Annotated in this window: 13 protein-coding genes and 1 pseudogene; 13 read left to right on the forward strand and 1 reads right to left on the reverse strand. The window is 62.3% G+C overall.

Annotated features, from left to right (window positions below):
* Nucleotides 1–8 precede the first annotated feature (8 nt).
* The 12 genes and pseudogenes from JN403_RS05945 (at nt 9) to madM (ending at nt 15,517) form a co-directional block, all read left to right on the forward strand.
* Nucleotides 9–5,989 (forward strand): annotated as a pseudogene (locus tag JN403_RS05945) (Hpt domain-containing protein).
* Complete coding sequence (locus JN403_RS05950) at nt 5,982–6,470, forward strand: chemotaxis protein CheW (RefSeq protein WP_205486104.1); 489 nt, start codon at nt 5,982–5,984, stop codon at nt 6,468–6,470. Before JN403_RS05945 ends, JN403_RS05950 begins: the two are co-directional and overlap by 8 nt.
* A 449-nt stretch (nt 6,471–6,919) precedes the next feature.
* Nucleotides 6,920–8,068: a Fic family protein gene (locus JN403_RS05955; RefSeq protein ID WP_205486106.1), complete on the forward strand. Its 1,149-nt coding sequence runs from the start codon at nt 6,920–6,922 to the stop codon at nt 8,066–8,068.
* A gap of 98 nt (nt 8,069–8,166) precedes the next feature.
* Entirely contained in the window at nt 8,167–9,843 is a 1,677-nt protein-coding gene (gene mdcA / locus JN403_RS05960) for a malonate decarboxylase subunit alpha (protein WP_122624426.1), read from the forward strand.
* On the forward strand, nt 9,843–10,745 hold the full coding sequence (locus tag JN403_RS05965) for a triphosphoribosyl-dephospho-CoA synthase (RefSeq protein ID WP_205486108.1): 903 nt from the start codon (nt 9,843–9,845) through the stop codon (nt 10,743–10,745). Before mdcA ends, JN403_RS05965 begins: the two co-directional genes overlap by 1 nt.
* A 2-nt stretch (nt 10,746–10,747) precedes the next feature.
* Complete coding sequence (locus JN403_RS05970; RefSeq protein ID WP_133775589.1) at nt 10,748–11,047, forward strand: malonate decarboxylase subunit delta; 300 nt, start codon at nt 10,748–10,750, stop codon at nt 11,045–11,047.
* The gene (locus JN403_RS05975) at nt 11,040–11,891 is read left to right on the forward strand and encodes a biotin-independent malonate decarboxylase subunit beta (RefSeq protein WP_205486111.1); all 852 of its coding nucleotides are present in this window, start codon (nt 11,040–11,042) and stop codon (nt 11,889–11,891) included. The genes JN403_RS05970 and JN403_RS05975 overlap by 8 nt, the downstream gene beginning before the upstream one ends.
* Nucleotides 11,888–12,691, forward strand: coding sequence for a biotin-independent malonate decarboxylase subunit gamma (gene mdcE / locus JN403_RS05980; protein WP_205486113.1), 804 nt, complete (start codon nt 11,888–11,890; stop codon nt 12,689–12,691). Before JN403_RS05975 ends, mdcE begins: the two co-directional genes overlap by 4 nt.
* On the forward strand, nt 12,685–13,317 hold the full coding sequence (locus tag JN403_RS05985; RefSeq protein ID WP_205486115.1) for a malonate decarboxylase holo-ACP synthase: 633 nt from the start codon (nt 12,685–12,687) through the stop codon (nt 13,315–13,317). Before mdcE ends, JN403_RS05985 begins: the two co-directional genes overlap by 7 nt.
* Nucleotides 13,314–14,249, forward strand: coding sequence for a malonate decarboxylase subunit epsilon (mdcH, locus tag JN403_RS05990; protein WP_205487240.1), 936 nt, complete (start codon nt 13,314–13,316; stop codon nt 14,247–14,249). The genes JN403_RS05985 and mdcH overlap by 4 nt, the downstream gene beginning before the upstream one ends.
* 67 nt (nt 14,250–14,316) lie before the next feature.
* A complete protein-coding gene (madL, locus tag JN403_RS05995; protein ID WP_122536421.1) occupies nt 14,317–14,751 on the forward strand; it encodes a malonate transporter subunit MadL in 435 nt (144 codons plus the stop codon).
* A 1-nt stretch (nt 14,752) separates the two neighbouring features.
* On the forward strand, nt 14,753–15,517 hold the full coding sequence (madM, locus tag JN403_RS06000) for a malonate transporter subunit MadM (RefSeq protein ID WP_122624431.1): 765 nt from the start codon (nt 14,753–14,755) through the stop codon (nt 15,515–15,517).
* Nucleotides 15,518–16,346: 829 nt separating this feature from the next.
* Here madM and JN403_RS06005 read toward each other — a convergent pair.
* Entirely contained in the window at nt 16,347–17,267 is a 921-nt protein-coding gene (locus JN403_RS06005; RefSeq protein WP_205486124.1) for a LysR substrate-binding domain-containing protein, read from the reverse strand.
* 164 nt (nt 17,268–17,431) lie between these two features.
* On the opposite strand from JN403_RS06005, the gene JN403_RS06010 reads away from it, so the two are divergent.
* A complete protein-coding gene (locus tag JN403_RS06010) occupies nt 17,432–18,049 on the forward strand; it encodes a hemolysin III family protein (RefSeq protein WP_205486126.1) in 618 nt (205 codons plus the stop codon).
* The last annotated feature ends 32 nt before the right edge of the window (nt 18,050–18,081 follow it).

Genomic DNA, 18,081 nt, shown 5'->3' on the forward strand with positions numbered 1-18,081 from the left:
GAGTCACCATGGCTGACCGTCACGATTACGTGGCCCTGGAGTGGGTCAAAGGCGAAATAGCCGAAACCCTAACCCACGCCCGACAGGCACTGGACACCTTCGTCGCCCGCCCCCACGACGCATCGGCGATGGACGTTTGCCTTGACCTCATCCACCAGGTTCATGGCAGCCTGCAGATGATCGAGTTCTACGGCGCCGCGCTGTTCGCCGAAGAGATTGAACAGCTGGCGCTGGCGCTCAAACAGGGCCACGTCAGCCAGGAAAGCGAAGCGATTCAGCTGCTGAATCTGGCGATGACCCAACTGCCGCTCTACCTGGAGCGTGTGCATTCCGCTCGCCGTGATCTGCCGCTGGTGGTGCTGCCGCTGCTCAATGATCTGCGCAGCGCCCGGGGCGAAAGCCTGTTGTCGGAAACCAGCCTGTTCTCGCCACAATTGCTGTCTATCCCTGCCCTTGATGCCGACGCATTGGCCGAGCGCGACAGCCCGGAGCTGCCCGCGAAGCTGCGCAAACTGCGGCAGACGCTGCAAACCGCGCTGGTCGGGCTGCTTCGCGATCAGGACGTGCAGACCCAACTCGGTTACATGGGCAAAGTGTTCGCACGGCTTGAAGTGTTGTGCGAGGACGCGCCGCTCGAACCGCTTTGGCGCATCGCTTCCGCGCTGGTCGAAACCATGGTCAGCGGTAACTTCACCAACAGCCCGGCGCTGCGCAGCCTGTTCAAGGACGCTGACAAAGAACTGAAGCGTCTGCTGGATCAAGGCATCGAGGGGATTAATCAGCCTGCGCCCGACGAACTCCTGAAAAGCCTGTTGTTTTACATCGCCAAGTCCGACAGCGAGGCGCAGAAGATGACGGACCTTAAGGACCAATACGCCCTTGCCGATGCCCTGCCGCACAGCGCTCTGGTTGCTGAAGAACGCGCGCGCATGGCCGGGCCGGACCGCGACGCCATGCGCTCTGTGATCATTGCGCTGTGTGATGAGCTGGTGCGGACCAAGGAGCGGCTTGATGTGTTCGTGCGCGGAGATCGTCAACACGTCAGTGAGCTGAGTGCGTTACTGCCACCGCTGCGGCAGATCGCCGACACCCTGGCGGTGCTGGGCTTTGGGCAGCCGCGCAAAGTCATCATTGATCAGATGACCGTGGTGCAGGGCATGGCTCAAGGGCAGCGCGAGCCCGACGATGCCTCGTTGATGGACGTCGCCGGCGCGCTGCTGTACGTGGAATCCACCCTCGCGGGCATGGCCGGAACCGTCAACCAGAGCAGCCCCGAAGAGAGCCGTCTGCCGACCACGGACCTCAGCCAGATTCATCAACTGGTCATCAAGGAAGCGCGCATCGTCCTTCAGCAGGCCAAGGATGTGATCGACGCCTACGTCGACGGAGAAATGGACCGGGCACGTCTGCTGCCGCTGTCGGAGCAATTGGTTCAGGTGCGCGGCGCGCTGGCGATGATTCCGCTGGCGCGGGCATCCGGCCTGCTGGCGGCCAGTAACGACTACATCACCGAGCGCTTGCTGGTCGACGCTGAGAGCCCGGCGGCCTCGCAGCTCGATCACTTGGCGGACGTGATCATCGGCGTCGAGTACTACCTCGAACGCATGGCCGAAGACCCGGAAGCGCCGGGTGAACATGTGCTGGACCTGGCCCAGGAAAGTCTGGCCCGGCTCGGTTACTCGCCGGTCCCCGACGCGCTGGATGTGCCGGTGCTCGAAGAAGTTATCAGCGAAGAAGAACTGCAGGATCTGCACGAGCGGCAGGCCCTGGTCAGCCCGAGCCGCACCCTCGCCGAAGTGCTGGCCAGCCCCCTGTCGGCGGTCAACCCGCCGGCGCGAAACATGCCGGCCAGCCTGTTGCCGCCGCCGAAGGGTGAGCAGGCGATTGATGACGAGTTGCGCGAAGTCTTCCTCGAAGAAACCGACGAGATGCTCGAAGCCCTGCGCGAGTACGTGCCGCGCTGGCTTGCCGATCCCGGCAACCTCTCGGCGCTGGGCGAGATTCGTCGCGCGTTTCACACGCTCAAGGGCAGCGGCCGGATGGTGCGCGCGCTGATTCTGGGCGAGCTGGCGTGGTCGGTGGAGAACCTGCTGAACCGCGTGCTGGAACACAGCGTCGAGCCGGATGCACGGGTGCAGCAGTTGCTCACGGACGTACAGACTTTGCTGCCGGACGTGATTCGCGATTTCGCCGAGGACGTTCAGCGTCAGCGTGACGATGTCGACCAACTGGCCGCCCAGGCCCACGCGCTGGCCCAGGGCGAGGCAGGTGACGTCGAGCCTGCGCAACGCCCGGAGGACGAAGAGGGTTTTGACCCGCAGTTGCTGGAGATCTTCCGTCAGGAAGCCCATACCCACCTGAACACGGTGAGCCGCTATCTCGACGCCTCGCAGGACGCCGATGCGCCCGTGTTCAGCAACGATTTGCTGCGCGCGCTGCACACCCTCAAAGGCAGCGCTTACATGGCAGGCGTCCTGCCGATCGCCGAGCTGGCGAGCCCGCTGGATCAACTCGTTCGCGAGTTCAAGACCAACCTGATCGCGGTCGGCCAGGACGAAATCGACCTGCTGCGTGCGGCGGAGCCTTTGTTCCATCAAGGTCTGGCTCAGCTGAATGTCGACCCGCTGCTGCCCATCGAAGGCGCTGCTGCACTGATTCAACGGGCCCAGGAGCTGCTTGACGCACGGCTGGCCGATGCCTTGAGCGACGACAGCAATGGCCTGCGCACGCGGCGCAATCCGCAGTTGATCGCCAGCTTTCTGGCCGAGGGCATGGACATCCTGCTGGACGCCGACAACCTGCTCAAAGACTGGCGCCAGCACCCCGGCCACCGCCAGGAACTGAATGCGCTGCTGGACGAATTGACCATGCTCGGCCACGGCGCACATATGGCCGACCTGCCTCAGGTCGACGAACTCTGCGAAGCGCTGCTCGACTTGTACGGCGCGGTGGAGGAGAGCAGCCTTGCCGTCAGCGAACGGTTCTTCGATGAAGCCGAGAAGGCCCACGAAGCGCTGATCAACATGCTCGATCAGGTCGCCGCCGGACAGGAAGTTCAGCCTTGCCCCGAACGGGTGAGCGCATTGCGCGGGCTGCTTGCCGAAGCGCTGGACCCCGGCGCGATGGGCGTCATCAAAAGTGATGGCGCTGGGGCGACCCATATCACAGAGATGGAGGAGGTCAGCGAACGCCTCGCTCAACCTGCCAAGCCGTTGAGTGATGATTTTGATCAGGAAATCGTCGAGATCTTTCTTGAAGAGGCGATGGACATTCTCGACATCGCCGGCCCTGCGTTGCAACGCTGGCTCGACGAGCCGGAAAACCCGCTGCCGCTGTCATCGTTGCAACGTGACCTGCACACCCTCAAGGGGGCGCGCGCATGGCCGAAATCGGGCCGGTGGGCGACCTCGGTCACGAGCTGGAATCGCTCTACGAAGGCCTGCTTGACCGACGTTGCGGTTACTCGCCGCAACTGGCCGAACTGCTGGTGCACAGCCACGATCACCTGTCGTTGATGCTTGAGCAGTTGCAGCACCGCTCGGCGCTGACCAGTCCCGCGCACCTGATCGAGAAGATCCGCGAGTTTCGGCAGCGCAACTGTTACTTGCTGCCCCATGACGGCGAGACGCGCAATGTCAGCTCAATGATTCACTCGCTGGACGAGCGTGATCCGGAACTGCTGGAAATCTTCCTCGAAGAAGCCGACGACATCATCGAAAGCAGCAGCGCGGCGTTGGTGCGCTGGCAGGCCGATCCGCACAACGCGCTGGAAGTGGAAAACCTGCTGCGTGATCTGCACACGCTCAAGGGCGGCGCGCGCATGGTGGAGATCGCGCCGATTGGCGATCTGGCCCACGAGTTGGAGTCGCTGTACGAAGGGTTGTCGACGGGTGCGCTGAAAAACAGCGCGCTGCTCAACGGCTTGCTGCAAAGCGGCCACGACATGCTCGCCGACATGGTGGATGCCGTTCGGGGTTACGAGCCGCTGCCCAACCCGGCGCTGCTGATCGAGAGCATCGGTCACTACACCTCGTCCGGAACCGCCCGAGACTCTGTCGACACACCTCAGGATGCGCCGGCTCAGGTGCCCGCGGCCGCCGTTGATCCAGCGTCCGCACAGGCGGAGGCCGACGGCGAGCGTACCGGCCCGGAGATGATCAAGGTTCCGGCCGAGCAACTGGAGGACCTGGCCAATCTGGCGGGGGAAACCTCGATATTCCGGGGCCGTGTCGAGCAGCAGGTCAGCGACGCGCAGATCACCCTGATTGAGATGGAAACCACCATCGAGCGGATGCGCGATCAGCTGCGCCGACTCGACATCGAGACCCAGGGCCGTATCCTCAGCCGCGACCTCCACGTTGATCGGCGCGGTTATGAAGCATTCGACCCCCTGGAAATGGACCGTCATTCGCAGCTGCAGCAGTTATCCCGCGCGCTGTTCGAGTCTGCGTCCGACCTGATGGACCTCAAGGAAACCCTCGACACCCGCGCCCATGAGGCCGAAACCCTGCTGCAGCAGCAGGCGCGGGTGAACACCCAGCTTCAGGAAAGCCTGATGCGCACGCGCATGGTCCCGTTCGAGCGTATGGTGCCGCGCCTGCGCCGGATTGTTCGTCAGGTGTCGGGCGAGCTGAACAAGAAGGTCAAATTCGACGTGGTCAACGCCGAGGGCGAGATGGACCGCAACGTGCTCGAACGCATGGTCGCGCCGCTGGAGCACATGCTGCGCAACGCTGTCGATCATGGTCTGGAGAGCGTCGAGGAACGTCTGGCCGTTGCCAAACCCGAGTGGGGGCATATCACGCTGAGTCTGGCCCACGAAGGCGGCGACATCGTTATCGAAATGCGCGACGACGGCGCCGGTGTCGACTTCGAGGCCGTGCGGCGCAAGGCGATCAAGCGCGGCATGATCGGCCCGGACGCCGAACTGAGCGAACACGACATTCTGCAGTTCATCCTGCGGCCAGGATTTTCCACCGCCGAGACCATCACCCAGATTTCCGGGCGCGGTGTCGGCATGGATGTGGTGCATGCCGAGGTCAAGGACCTGGGCGGCTCGATGGTCATTGATTCCAAAGCGGGCGAGGGTGCGCGGTTCCGTGTCCGTTTGCCGTTCTCGGTGTCGGTCAATCGGGCGCTGATGGTTCAGTGCGGCGAAGAACAGTACGCCGTGCCGCTAAACAGCATCGAGGGCATCGTGCGCGTGATGCCGAGCGAGCTGGAGTCCTGCTATCACACGGTGCCGCCGCGGTACGAGTACAGCGGACGGAGTTACGAGTTGCGTTATCTGGGCGAATTACTCAATAACGGTCATCCGCCGAAACTGAGCGGCCAGCCACAGACCCAGCCGCTGCCGGTGCTTCTCGTTCACGTACACGATCAATGGGTTGCGGTGCAGGTGGACGCGCTGGCCGGCTCGCGGGAAATCGTGGTGAAAAACCTCGGCCCGCAGTTTTCTTCGATACCCGGCATTGCCGGCGCCACCATTCTGGGGGACGGCCGCGTGGTGCTGATTCTCGACCTGTTTGCGCACATCCGGCGCTTCCACGCCAAGTTGCTCGCGTTGCAGGTCGCCGGTCATGCGCCAGTGCGTTATGTAGAACCCGAACAGGCGCGGCCGTTGCTGGTGATGGTAGTGGATGACTCAGTGACCGTGCGTAAGGTCACCGGCCGCTTGCTGGAGCGCAACGGCATGAACGTGCTGACGGCCAAAGATGGCGTCGATGCCATGGCGCTGCTGCAAGAGCACACCCCGGACATCATGCTGCTGGACATCGAAATGCCGCGCATGGACGGCTTTGAAGTCGTCAGCAAGATTCGCGGAGACGACGCCTTGAAACACCTGCCGATCATCATGATCACGTCGCGATCAGGGCAGAAGCACCGCGACCACGCCATGGCGCTTGGGGTGAACGAATACATGAGCAAGCCTTATCAGGAAGCCGCACTGCTGGAAAGCATCGCCCACTGGAGCCACGCCCATGTCTGACACCACCACGCAAACGGCGCGGCTGACCAGCCTGACCGGGTTGCTGATTCCCCTGAGTGACCGGCACCTGTTGTTGCCCAACGTGGCTGTCGCCGAGCTGATCGACTATCAAGACAGCGTCGCCGACCCCGCCGCACCGCAGTGGTACCTGGGCCCCATCAACTGGCGCAACCGCAGTCTGCCGCTGCTCAGCTTCGAAGCCGCCTGCGGCAGCCGCGCCCGCGTTGGAGGCCGCGCCCGCATCGTCGTGCTCAACGCCCTCGGCGGTCGGCTTGACCTGAAATTCATCGCCCTGCTGACCCAAGGCATTCCGCGTTCCTGCAAGCTGGACAGCCAGCTCAGCTACGTCGACGTGCCGCTGGCCGAGCTGGAACTGGCCGCGGTGCAAGTGGGCGAAACCGTGGCTAAAATCCCCGATCTTGTGGCGCTGGAAGAGTGGCTGGTGGAGGCGGGGTTGGTTCAGATGACGCCAAACTTATAAGAGACTTCCCGGCTCTCAAACCCCGCAGATTGCATGCCGGACACAGCCCTTGTGGGAGTGAGCTTGCTCACGAAAGCTGCATTTCAAACGCTGAAGGTTTCATGCCGGACACAGCCCCCTGTAGGAGTGAGCTTGCTCGCGAAAGCTGCATTTCAGCCGCTGAAGATTTCATGCCGGACACAGCCCTTGTGGGAGTGAGCTTGCTCACGAAGGCTGCATTTCAGCCGCTAGAGATTAAGCGGCTGTCCTGGCTCATTCGCGAGCAAGCTCGCTCCCACAATTTGATCTCCTGTACATGCTTAACTGTGGCAGGTCAGAGGGGTGCGGGGCTGCTGGCAATCGCTTCCACCCAATCCCTCCTAGACGATGAGCCGAATAAGCCGCATATTCGGCTCATCCGGTGAGCCGAATAGAGCTTCTAATCGGCTCATGTACCTTCGAGGCGTCCTGTGAACCAGTCAACACAATGGATTTGGCAACACCCCAAATGGCCTTCCTTTTCCTGGGACGTAGAGCGATTGGCGCCGCTGTTGCGGGCCTGCACCCAGGCGCAGGGTCAGCTATTGGGGATGATTGGCGCTTCAGGCGCCGCCGCGAATGTCGAGCGTGAACTGGACGCTTTGCTGCAGAACCTCATCACCTCATCGGCCATTGAGGGTGAGCAGCTCAATGTGGAGTCGGTGCGTTCTTCGCTGGCAAAACGGCTCGGGCTTGCCAGCGATGACCGCGTGACGGCGCGCAGTGAAGGTCTGGCTGAGCTGATGCTGGATGCCACCCAACAACATGACGCCCCGCTGACGTCCGAACGGCTGATGCATTGGCATCGCTTGTTGTTTCCCGAGACGAGCGCGCTGACGGCAAACCCCATCCAGGTTGGCGTGCTTAGGGGCCCCGAACCCATGCAGGTCGCGTCCGGTCGCATCGACCGGCCCGTGGTGCACTTCGAGGCGCCTGCGCGCGAAGGCCTGGAGCAAAAGCTTGATGACTTCTTTTACTGGTTCAACAGCAGCCGCGTCGATCCAACCCTGGACCCGCTGATCCGCGCGGGCATCGCGCATTTCTGGTTCGTGACGCTGCACCCGTTCGACGATGGCAATGGACGTTTGACCCGCGCAATCACTGATCTGGCCATGGCCCAGGGCGAACACCAGGCCATACGCTTTTATGCCATGTCCGCCAGCATCCTCGCCCGCCGTCAGGACTACTATCGGATTCTGGAAGCGACTCAGCGGGGTGACCTGAACATAACCGAATGGCTCGTATGGTTTTTGCAGACGTTGTTGCACACGCTTGAGCAGGCCATGAAGCGTATCGAGCGAGTGCTGGCAAAGGCCAGATTCTGGCAAGCCCATAGTAGCGACGGCCTCTCTGCTGAGCAGACCAAGGTGCTCAATCGGTTGTTGAATGGCGACCTGCTGTCGGAGAAGCCGGACGCAGGTTTTACCGGTGGCATCAGCGCCGCTCAATACCAGGCGGTCGCCAAAGTCAGTAAAGCCACCGCCACCCGGCATCTTCAGGACCTGCTGGAAAAAGGTTGTCTGGCGAAGCTCCCGGGCGGCGGGCGCAGCACCCGCTACCAGATCAATTGGCAGATCTGATCATTACTCTCAGCGTAACGATCCCGCCAATTACTTGATTGATGCCACACCTGAACCCCTCCTAATCTGCCCCACGACAGCGAACTCGTGGAGTCAGCATGACCACAACAACGAAACTTGACCCGCGCTGGTCGCGTCGTCGCACTGAGAAACTGCGACGGCTCGACCTGGTGCGTTCCTTCGCCGATGGCGTTGTACTGCCGACCGACAAGATTGTCGCGGCGCTTGAGGCGTTGATTGCGCCGGGCGATCGCGTGGTGCTGGAGGGCAATAACCAGAAGCAGGCGGATTTCCTTTCGCGCTCGCTGGTCAAGGCCGATCCCGCCAAGCTCCACGACCTGCACATGATCATGCCCAGCGTTGGGCGGGCCGAGCATCTGGACCTGTTCGAACGCGGCATTGCCCGCAAGCTGGACTTCTCTTTCGCCGGTACCCAAAGCTTGCGCATCAGCCAGTTGCTGGAAGACGGCCTGCTGGAAATCGGCGCGATTCATACGTACATCGAGCTGTACTCCCGCCTGCTGGTCGACCTGATTCCCAACGTCGTGCTCTCCGCCGGCTTCATGGCCGACCGCGCCGGCAACATCTACACCGGCGCCAGCACCGAAGACACTCCCGCCCTGATTGAACCGGCCGCCTTCAGCGACGGCATCGTCATCGTGCAGGTCAATCAGTTGGTGGATGACGTCAGCGACCTGCCGCGCGTGGACATCCCGGCGTCATGGGTGGACTTCGTGGTCGTCGCCGACAAGCCGTTCTACATCGAGCCGCTGTTCACCCGCGACCCGCGCCACATCAAGCCAGTGCACGTGCTGATGGCGATGATGGCGATTCGCGGGATCTACGAAAAACACAACGTTCAGTCCCTCAACCATGGCATCGGCTTCAACACCGCAGCCATCGAACTGATCCTGCCGACCTACGGCGAATCCCTGGGCCTGAAGGGCAAGATTTGCCGCAACTGGACGCTCAACCCGCACCCGACGCTGATCCCTGCCATCGAAAGCGGCTGGGTCGAAAGCGTGCATTGCTTCGGCACTGAGCTGGGCATGGAAAATTACATCGCTGCGCGGCCCGACGTGTTCTTCACCGGTCACGATGGCTCGATGCGTTCCAACCGGATGATGTGCCAGCTGGCCGGGCAATACGCCGTTGACCTGTTCATTGGCGCCACGCTGCAAGTCGACGGCGACGGCCATTCCTCCACCGTTACCCGCGGGCGCCTTGCCGGCTTTGGCGGCGCGCCGAACATGGGGCACGACCCGCGCGGCCGACGCCACGCCACGCCTGCCTGGCTGGACATGCGCCAGCAGAGCGGTGACGGGCCGGACGCCTATCTTGAGCGCGGCAAGAAGCTCGTGGTGCAAATGGTCGAGACCTTCCAGGAAGGCGGCAAACCGACCTTCGTCGAGACGCTGGACGCCGTCGAAGTCGCGAAAAAGAGCGGGATGCCGCTGGCGCCGATCATGATCTACGGCGACGACGTGACCCATCTGTTGACCGAAGAAGGCATTGCCTATCTGTACAAGGCGCGATCCCTGGAAGAGCGTCAGGCCATGATCGCCGCCGTCGCGGGCGTGACATCCATCGGCCTGCGTCACAACCCGAAAGACACCGCCCGCATGCGCCGTGAAGGGCTGATCGCGCTGCCTGAGGATTTGGGCATTCGCCGCACCGACGCCAGCCGCGAACTGCTTGCCGCCAAGAGCATTGCCGAGCTGGTGGAATGGTCCGGCGGTTTGTACAACCCGCCTGCGAAATTCAGGAGCTGGTGATGCGCGCATTCAACGTAGCTTTCGATGCCTTCGACGCAACGCCGAATCCTGCATCACTGGCAGAGCGCCTGGCCGATCTGGCGGTTGATGCACTGATCGACGAGGCCGACCTGTCGCCGAAACCGGCGCTGGTTGATCGTCGCAGCAGTGGCGCCCACACGGATTTGCACTTGGGTCTGATGCACGCATCAGCGATCTCGCTGTGGCCTGCATTCAAGCAGATGGCCGACGCCGCCATTGCCATCGGCGAGATCACCCCGCTGTTGCGGGAAACCATTGGCCGACTCGGTCGCGAAGGCGAAGCCGCGATGATGCGCACCACCAACGGGGTGAACACGCACCGTGGTGCGATCTGGGCACTGGGGTTGCTGGTCACTGCTGCAGCGCTGAATCCCGATGACCTTTCCCCGGAAGGGCTGTGCCAACGCGCGGGCCGTCTGGCATTGATCGAAGACCGTCATCAAACCGCCAGCAAAAGCCGGAGTCACGGCCAGACCGTTGCGCAAAAGTACGGCGCAATGGGTGCCCGAGAACAAGCGCAAGCAGGTTTCCCTGCCGTCATCCAAACCGGTTTGCCGCAACTCCTCTGCAGCCGCGCCGCCGGGCATGGCGAGCAGAACGCGCGACTCGATGCGCTGCTGGCGATCATGACCACGCTGTCCGATACCTGCGTGCTGTACCGCGCGGGTGAAGAAGGCCTGCATGCCATGCAACACGGCGCGCAGCGGGTGCTGGACGCCGGTGGCAGCTCGACCCTCAGCGGTCGTCGCGCGCTGAACCAGCTCGATCAACAACTGTTGAGCCTGAACGCTTCTCCCGGCGGCGCTGCCGACTTGCTCGCCGCTTGCCTGTTTATTGATCGCCTGGAGCCTGCGCTCGGCGATGCAACGAGGAACGTCTGATCATGGAAACCCTGTCTTTTGAATTCCCTGCCGGGCAGCCGCCACGGGGTCGCGCTCTGGTGGGTTGTGTCGGTTCAGGTGATCTGGAAGTGCTGCTTGAACCGGGCCAGCCGGGCAAGCTGACGATCCAGGTGCTGACGTCGGTCAACGGCAGTTCGGCGCGTTGGGAGAACCTTTTTCAGCGGATGTTCGACGGCCAGACGCCACCGGCCATGAGCATCGACATCCACGATTTTGGCGCGACACCGGGCGTGGTTCGGCTGCGCCTGGAGCAAGGTTTCGAGGAGGTTGGTCATGACTGACAGCACACGGCTTCTGCAGCAGCACAGTTTCGTCGAACTCGGTGCCCGGCAACGCGCCCGCGCACTGCTGGATGACGGCAGTTTTCGCGAGCTGGTCGATCCCTTCGAGCGCCTCGTCTCCCCTTGGCTGGCCAAGCAAGGCGTCGTGCCACAAGCCGACGACGGCGTAGTGATCGCCAAGGGCACGATCGAGGGCAAGCCGGTGGTGATCTGTGCCATCGAAGGCGGTTTTCAGGGCGGCAGCATGGGCGAAGTCGGCGGCGCCAAAATGGCCGGCGCTCTGGAACTGGCCGCTGAGGACAACCGAAAGGGCATTCCCACGGCAGCCGTTCTGTTGCTGGAAACCGGAGGCGTGCGCTTGCAGGAAGCCAATCTCGGGCTGGCGGCCATCGCCGACATTCACGCGGCGATCGTTGATCTGCGGCGTTATCAGCCAGTGATTGGCGTGGTGGCGGGCAGCGTCGGCTGCTTCGGCGGCATGTCCATTGCGGCGGCGCTGTGCAGTTATCTGGTCGTCACCCAGGAAGCGCGTCTCGGCCTGAACGGCCCGCAAGTCATCGAACAGGAAGCCGGCATCGAAGAGTACGACTCCCGCGACCGGCCCTTCATCTGGAGCCTGACCGGGGGCGAGCAACGTTTTGCCAGCGGTCTGGTGGACGCCTTTGTTGCCGACGACATCAGCGCCATTCAGCAACAGGTGCACGCGTTGTCGCACAAGGGCAAGCCCGAGCAGGAGCGCAGCAGCCGGTACGCCTGGTTCCTCGAGCGTCTGGCTCAAGTAGACACGGCACGGCAGATAGAGCCCGCTGCCGTACGCAGCGCCTATCAAGGAGACCGGACATGAGTGCTTACTCTCTGCGTGGATTGAGCTGGTTCAATGCACTGGCCGCCAATGCGCCGGAAGTGGCGGGGCTGCCGGCGTCGGTGAGAGCAGCGGACGGCGCACTGGGTGATCGCCCGGCGCGATTCCTGGCGGTGGTCGCTGATCCAGCTAACCGCTTTCCCCGCGCGCAGAGCGGTGAAGTCGGTTTGCTCGAAGGATGGGGACTGGCCCAGGCGGTGGATGGCGCCATCAAGCTGGATCAGGACAGCGACAACAAGCGGACATTGATCGCCATCATCGACGTGCCGAGTCAGGCCTATGGCCGCCGCGAAGAAGCGCTGGGTATTCACCAGGCACTGGCCGGCGCGGTCGACGCTTATGCTCGGGCGCGTTTGGCCGGGCACCCGGTGATCGGGCTGCTGGTGGGCAAGGCGATGTCCGGCGCGTTTCTCGCCCACGGTTATCAGGCCAATCGCCTGATTGCCCTGCGCGATCCGGGCGTGATGGTTCACGCCATGGGCAAGGCTTCGGCGGCGCGGGTGACACTGCGCAGCGTCGAAGAACTGGAAAAACTCGCCGCCAGCGTGCCGCCGATGGCCTACGACATCGACAGCTACGCCAGCCTTGGCCTGCTGTGGGAAACCCTGTCGGTCAGTCAGATCGAGCAGCCCACTGCATCGGATCTCACGCAGGTTCAGGACTGTTTGATTGCAGCGATCAAAGATACCCTGGCCGGCGCCAATAACCTGAGTTCACGCCTCGGCGCGCCGAATCGTGAGGCATCGTCGAAAGTCCGCGAGCTGTTGCGGGCGCAGTGGTGATGAGCACTTTTCAGCCGGTGCTCCCCCATGATCTGTTGTGGGGGATGTCGGCGGCTGCGTTGCCGATCGACGCACCAGCGTGGGCGTGTGAGATCGTTGGCCTGGGTCACCCGGTGGTGGTGCGCCGCGCCCGTGTCGCGGCAGGCCTGGTGGCGGTGGGCATAAGGGGTCAGTCGCGAGATCAGCGCTACGCCACCCACATGAAGCTCGACGAAGTGCAACGGCGCGTGCGGCCTGAAGCGTTGATCGCCATGACGCCTCACGCTGATTGGCCGGCTTTGCGCGCCTTGCAACAGATCCGTCCCGTGATGAATGCGCTCGGCCTGCCGTGGGGCGTGGCGGGTGGCGCCGGTTTCGAACTGGCCAGTGGCGTGCCGGTGCTGCACGCGGACAGCGACCTGGATCTCATTCTGCGTACCCCGGATCTTCTTGATCGCCAGCACGCCGCGCGTTTGGTCGAGCAGCTTGCCGGTGCGGTCTGCCGCATCGACCTTCAGATGCAAACCCCGTTTGGTGCCGTGGCGCTGCGCGAGTGGGCAGGATCGTCTCGCCAGGTGCTGCTCAAAGCCGAAGACGGCGCGCGGCTTGTGGATAACCCATGGCTGGCGCAGGCGGTCGCGGCATGAGCAGCTTCTGGGCGTTTCCCGGCCAGGGTGCGCAACAGCCGGGCATGCTCCACGGGCTGCCGGAGCACCCGTTGGTTACGCAGTGCCTGGCAGAAGCGAGCGCGGCGTTGAACGAGGACGTCCTGACGCTCGACACCGCCGCCGCCCTGCAATCGACTCGCGCTGTTCAGCTGTGCCTATTAATCGCGGGCGTCGCCTGTGCGCGGGTGTTGATGGCCGACGGAAACGCCCCTGACATGGTTGCGGGTTTGTCCATCGGCGCCTACCCCGCAGCCGTCATCGCGGGCGCTCTGGATTTTTCGGACGCCGTGCGGCTGGTGGCGCTGCGGGGCGAGCTGATGCAAAGCGCTTATCCACAGGGCTACGGCATGACCGCGCTGATCGGCCTTGATCAATCCACGGTCGAAAGCCTGATCGCACGCATTCACAGCGTTGAGAGCCCGGTCTATCTGGCCAATATCAACGCCGATAACCAGTTCGTTATTGCCGGGCGAGACGAGGCCATGGCGGCCGTCGCTGCGCTGGCAAAAGAGCAGGGCGCTGCGGCAGCCAAACGACTGGCGGTCAGCGTGCCGTCCCATTGCGAACTGCTGGCCGAACCTGCACGGGCACTCGCTGATGCGTTTGCCAGCGTTTCCCTGAGGGCACCGACGCTGAAATACCTCAGCGGCAGCACCGCGCGGCCGATGCTTAGCGCGGACAAGGTGCGTGACGATCTGGCGTTTAACATGTGCAGGGTGATCGACTGGCGTAGCACGGTGCAAACCGCGTACGAGCGTGGCGCGCGCCTGCACATCGAACTGCCGCCGGGCACCGTGCTTACCGGTCTGACACGCCGCGTCTTCGAACAAGGATCGGCCATCGCCTTTCAGGGCGCCCGGCTGGACACGCTCAGCGCGTTGTCGCGAGAGGAGGAACGCCGCCACCCATAAACCGACTGCTGCTTTCGAAGGACCACAAAAACAACAACTTCGACGATGCAATTTGAGGATAAGAACAATGGTGATTTATGGCGTGGCGTTACTCGCAATCTGCACCCTCGCAGGGGTGATTCTCGGTGATCTGCTCGGCGTGCTGCTGGGCGTGAAATCCAACGTAGGCGGCGTCGGGATCGCGATGATCCTGCTGATCTGCGCGCGGCTGTTCATGCAAAAGCGTGGCGGCATGAGCGAAGGCTGCGAAATGGGCGTCGGCTTCTGGGGCGCCATGTACATCCCGGTGGTCGTGGCCATGGCCGCTCAGCAAAACGTCGTTACGGCGCTCAAGGGTGGGCCGATCGCGGTCATCGCGGCGGTGGTGTCGGTGGTTGTCTGCGGCTGCACGATTGCGGTCATCAGTCGCATCAACAAGGGCGAGCCACTGCCCAAAGAAGACGAGCTCGCGAACCCGCTTCCGGTGATCCCGCCGACTGTTTCGCCAGCAGGAGGCCGCTGATATGTGGGAGCTCATTCAGAAAGACCTGATCAGTCAGGGCCTGGTCACCGCGTTTGCGGTCGTAGGCGTGGTGATGTGGATTTCGGTGGTGCTGTCCAAGCGCCTGACGTTCGGGCGCATTCATGGTTCGGCCATTGCGATCGTCATCGGCCTGGTGCTGGCGTGGGTCGGCGGCACGATGACCGGCGGGCAGAAAGGGCTGGCGGATCTGGCGTTGTTTTCCGGGATCGGCTTGATGGGCGGGTCGATGCTGCGTGATTTCGCCATCGTCGCCACGGCCTTCGAAGTGCAGGCCACCGAAGCGAAAAAGGCCGGATGGATCGGCGCGTTTTCGCTGCTGCTGGGCACATTGCTGCCGTTCATTGTGGGGTGCTGCGTAGCATATGCCTTCGGCTATCGCGACGCCGTGAGCATCACCACCATTGGCGCGGGCGCCGTGACCTACATCGTCGGGCCAGTGACGGGTGCGGCGTTGGGCGCGACCTCGGATGTCATGGCGCTGTCTATCGCGACCGGTCTGATCAAAGCCATTCTGGTGATGGTCGGCACCCCGATGGCCGCGCGCTGGATGGGCCTGGATAACCCGCGTTCGGCAATGGTCTTCGGCGGTCTGGCCGGCACCGTGAGCGGCGTGACGGCAGGACTGGCGGCAACGGATCGGCGGCTGGTGCCTTACGGCGCGCTGACGGCGACCTTCCACACGGGGCTCGGCTGCCTGCTGGGGCCTTCGCTGCTGTACTTCATCGTGCGCGGGATTTTGGGCTGAGGCTTTGGGATGCGTGGCGTCAGCACGTGCTGCCGTTCCGCGCCAGAACGCTGATGTATCTGCCGGCATCGGAATTGCGGGAGCGAGCTTGCTCGCGAAGGGGTCGGTACATCTGCTATAGATTCAGCGGCTGAAATGCCGTCTTCGTGAGCAAGCTCACTCCCACAGGGGGATGTGTTTGATGCAAGAAAGCGCGGTGTCAGAAGGCGCCGCAGATGTATCTACTGACAGGTAATTTGTGGGAGCGAGCTTGCTCGCGAATGGGCCGGTACATCCGCTATAAATTTAGCGCTTGAAATGCTGTCTTCGTGAGCAAGCTCACTCCCACAGGGGGATGTGTTTGATGCACGAACGCGCGGTGTCAGAAGACGCCGCAGATGTATCTACTGACAGGTAATTTGCGGGTGCGAGCTTGCTCGCGAAGGGGTTAGTGCATCCATCAAATTGTCAGCGACTGAAATGCCGTCTTCGTGAGCAAGCTCACTCCCACAGGGGGATGTGTTTGATGCAAGCAAGCGCGGTGTCAGAAGGCGCCGCAGATGTATCTACTGACAGGTAATTTGTGGGAGCGAGCTTGCTCGCGAATGGGCCGGTACATCCGCTATAAATTTAGCGTTTGAAATGCTGTCTTCGTGAGCAAGCTCACTCCCACAGGGGGATGTGTTTGATGCACGAACGCGCGGTGTCAGAAGACGCCGCAGATGTATCTACTGACAGGTAATTTGTGGGAGCGAGCTTGCTCGCGAAGGGGCCGGTACATCCACCCAACTTTCAGCGGCTGGAATGCCGCCTTCGTGAGCCAGCTAACTCCCACAGGGGGAAGTCAGACTCAGGTCTGCGTCAGCCGGTTCGAGTACATCCGGCATTCCGCAAGCAACGCCAAGAGATTCGGGTCACGCTCTCGGGCTTTGAGGAAGACCAGTCCGATGTGCTGCTGCATGCGGTATCTCGCCTGCAGCGGCACCAGGCGGACGCGGTTTTCGTAGACGGCGGCGATTCGCCCGGGCAACAGCGCATAGCCCACTCCAGAGCTGACCATGCTCAGCAGCGTGAAGATGTCGTTCACTTGCATGGCGATCTTCGGTTCAAAACCGGCCTGCTCAAACACCCGCGCGCCATCCCGATGGGTGGCGAAACCCTGGGTCAGGGTAATGAAGGTCGCCTCCCGAAGGTCGCTCAGGTCCACCTCGCTCTGTAGCGCGAAGGGTGAGTCAGCCGGCGTGGCGAGAAAAATATCGTCGGAGAACAGCGGCAGTTGCTCACAATCCGGATCGCTCACACTCTCGTTGTGCGACACCAGAATCGCGTCCACTTCCATATTCTTCAGCTTGTAGAAGAGGTCGATGTTCGAGCCCAGAATCAGGTCGATGTTGAGTTCGCTGCGACGGATTTTCAGGCCCATGATCAGCTGCGGCACGGTCTTGACCGTCAGTGAATACAGCGCGCCCAGTTTGAAACGCGCCGCCGAAAACCCCGCTGCCTGACGCGTTTGTTCAATGGTGACGAGCACGTCCTGCACCAGCTTCTGCGCGCGCTCTTCCAGCACATAAGCGCCTTCGAGGGGCGTGAGGTTGCGACCTTCGTGCTTGAACAGCGGGCACCGCAACGCGCTTTCCAGCGAGTGAATCGCCCGATGCACACTGACCGTGCTCGTCTGCAGCTCCGCTGCCGCGCGCGCCAGATTGCCGGTGCGCATGAACGCCAGAAAGATTTCCAGCTTCTTGAGGGTGAGCTCTTCGTCGATCTGCATCGTGTGGATCCGCGCCGGATTCTTGTTTTGAGAGCGCCCGATTGTGCCGAAGAGATCGGTTGCTGACTGCATTAAATTCTCGATAACACGACACAATGCGTTGTCATTGCGGTTCAGAAGCAGGACGCTTGGCGGGTGTCATGCAATTGAGAGGTAGTTTGCGGATGTACTACGGAGAAAAACTCAACGCCTGGACCCACTTGGTGGGGGCGATTCTGGCGACGATCGGCGCGGTGTGGATGCTGGTTGTCGCGACGATGTCCGGGGATATCTGGAAGATCATCAGCGTCGCGGTCTACGGCGTGGCGCTGGTAATGCTGTACAGCGCGTCGACGGTCTATCACAGCGTTCGCGGCCGGGCCAAAGTGATCATGCAAAAGGTTGATCACTTTTCGATCTATCTGCTCATCGCCGGCAGCTACACGCCGTTTTGTCTGGTGACGCTGCACGGGACCTGGGGCTGGACGTTGTTCGGTATCGTCTGGGCGCTGGCGATCATCGGCATCCTCCAGGAAATCAAACCCCGCTCCGAAGCGCGGGTAATGTCCATCGTCATTTACGCGGTCATGGGCTGGATTGTGCTGGTCGCGGTCAATCCGCTGATCGCCGCGCTGGGCATGACCGGATTCGTCTGGCTGGCGCTGGGTGGCGTGTTTTACACCGTGGGGATCATTTTCTTCGCGCTCGACACCAAGGTCCGACACTTTCATGGGGTCTGGCACCTGTTTGTGATTGCCGGCAGCCTGCTGCACTTTGTGGCGATTTCCCGTTACGTGCTTTGAATACCGGCACGATCTGACACCTACGCACCGTC

Source organism: Pseudomonas sp. 15A4 (assembly GCF_016925575.1).
Taxonomy (GTDB): domain Bacteria; phylum Pseudomonadota; class Gammaproteobacteria; order Pseudomonadales; family Pseudomonadaceae; genus Aquipseudomonas.

Excerpts from the sequence above, each read along its gene's own strand:
- JN403_RS05975 (WP_205486111.1), top strand. The coding sequence starts at position 11,040 with ATGACTGACAGCACACGGCTTCTGCAGCAGCACAGTTTCGTCGAACTC.
- JN403_RS06005 (WP_205486124.1), bottom strand. The coding sequence starts at position 17,267 with ATGCAGATCGACGAAGAGCTCACCCTCAAGAAGCTGGAAATCTTTCTG.
- madL (WP_122536421.1), top strand. The coding sequence starts at position 14,317 with ATGGTGATTTATGGCGTGGCGTTACTCGCAATCTGCACCCTCGCAGGG.
- madM (WP_122624431.1), top strand. The coding sequence starts at position 14,753 with ATGTGGGAGCTCATTCAGAAAGACCTGATCAGTCAGGGCCTGGTCACC.
- JN403_RS06010 (WP_205486126.1), top strand. The coding sequence starts at position 17,432 with ATGTACTACGGAGAAAAACTCAACGCCTGGACCCACTTGGTGGGGGCG.
- JN403_RS05950 (WP_205486104.1), top strand. The coding sequence starts at position 5,982 with ATGTCTGACACCACCACGCAAACGGCGCGGCTGACCAGCCTGACCGGG.
- mdcH (WP_205487240.1), top strand. The coding sequence starts at position 13,314 with ATGAGCAGCTTCTGGGCGTTTCCCGGCCAGGGTGCGCAACAGCCGGGC.
- mdcE (WP_205486113.1), top strand. The coding sequence starts at position 11,888 with ATGAGTGCTTACTCTCTGCGTGGATTGAGCTGGTTCAATGCACTGGCC.
- JN403_RS05970 (WP_133775589.1), top strand. The coding sequence starts at position 10,748 with ATGGAAACCCTGTCTTTTGAATTCCCTGCCGGGCAGCCGCCACGGGGT.
- mdcA (WP_122624426.1), top strand. The coding sequence starts at position 8,167 with ATGACCACAACAACGAAACTTGACCCGCGCTGGTCGCGTCGTCGCACT.
- JN403_RS05965 (WP_205486108.1), top strand. The coding sequence starts at position 9,843 with ATGCGCGCATTCAACGTAGCTTTCGATGCCTTCGACGCAACGCCGAAT.